This window comes from Kitasatospora sp. RG8 (assembly GCF_017813315.1).
GTDB lineage: Bacteria > Actinomycetota > Actinomycetes > Streptomycetales > Streptomycetaceae > Kitasatospora.
Map to the genome: position 1 here is coordinate 1 of NZ_JAGIYX010000094.1, position 1,143 is coordinate 1,143.

Annotated in this window: 1 protein-coding gene; it reads left to right on the forward strand. The window is 67.8% G+C overall.

Annotation, left to right across the window (positions count from 1 at the left end; all coding sequences use genetic code 11):
* A partial coding sequence (locus J5Y04_RS41160) for an acyl-CoA dehydrogenase family protein (protein WP_245206501.1) occupies window positions 1–1,143 on the forward strand: 1,143 nt, incomplete at both ends.

Sequence of the window (1,143 nt, forward strand, 5' to 3'; positions counted from 1 at the left end):
GGACTTCGATCTCTTCCGGATCTCCGAGGAGCACGAGATGCTCCGTGAGGCGGTGCGTTCGCTGGCCGAGGCGAAGATCGCTCCGTTCGCGGCGGAGGTGGACGAGCAGGGTCGGTTCCCGCAGGAGGCGTTGGACGCGTTGCAGGGCAATGACCTGCACGCGGTGCACGTGCCGGAGGAGTTCGGTGGTGCGGGGGCGGACGCGCTGGCGACGGTGATCGTGATCGAGGAGGTCGCGCGGGTGTGCGGCTCGTCGTCGCTGATCCCGGCGGTGAACAAGCTGGGTTCGCTGCCGGTGCAGTTGTCGGGGTCGGAGGAGTTGAAGGCGAAGTACCTGGGGGCGCTGGCGCGGGGCGAGGGGATGTTCTCGTACTGCCTGTCGGAGCCGGAGGCGGGTTCGGACGCGGCGGGGATGAAGACGCGGGCGGTGCGCGACGGTGACTTCTGGGTGCTGAACGGGGTGAAGCGCTGGATCACCAATGCGGGTGTGTCGGAGTTCTACACGGTGATGGCGGTGACGGATCCGGAGCTGCGGTCGAAGGGCATCTCGGCGTTCGTGGTGGAGAAGGGGGACGAGGGGGTCTCCTTCGGTGCGCCGGAGCGGAAGCTGGGGATCAAGGGTTCGCCGACGCGTGAGGTGTACTTCGACAACGTGCGGATTCCGGCGGACCGGATGATCGGTGCGGAGGGGACGGGGTTCGCGACGGCGATGCGGACGCTGGACCACACGCGGGTGACGATCGCGGCGCAGGCGTTGGGGATCGCGCAGGGGGCGTTGGACTACGCGAAGGGGTACGTGCGCGAGCGCAAGCAGTTCGGGAAGCCGATCGGTGACTTCCAGGGTGTGCAGTTCATGCTGGCGGACATGGCGATGAAGCTGGAGGCGGCGCGGCAGTTGACGTATGCGGCGGCGGCGAAGTCGCAGCGGGGGGACGGGGACCTGACGTTCTTCGGGGCGGCGGCGAAGTGCTTCGCGTCGGACGCGGCGATGGAGATCACGACGGACGCGGTGCAGTTGCTGGGCGGGTACGGGTACACGCGGGACTACCCGTTGGAGCGGATGATGCGGGACGCGAAGATCACGCAGATCTACGAGGGCACCAACCAGATCCAGCGGATCGTGATGGCCCGCAACCTGCCGTA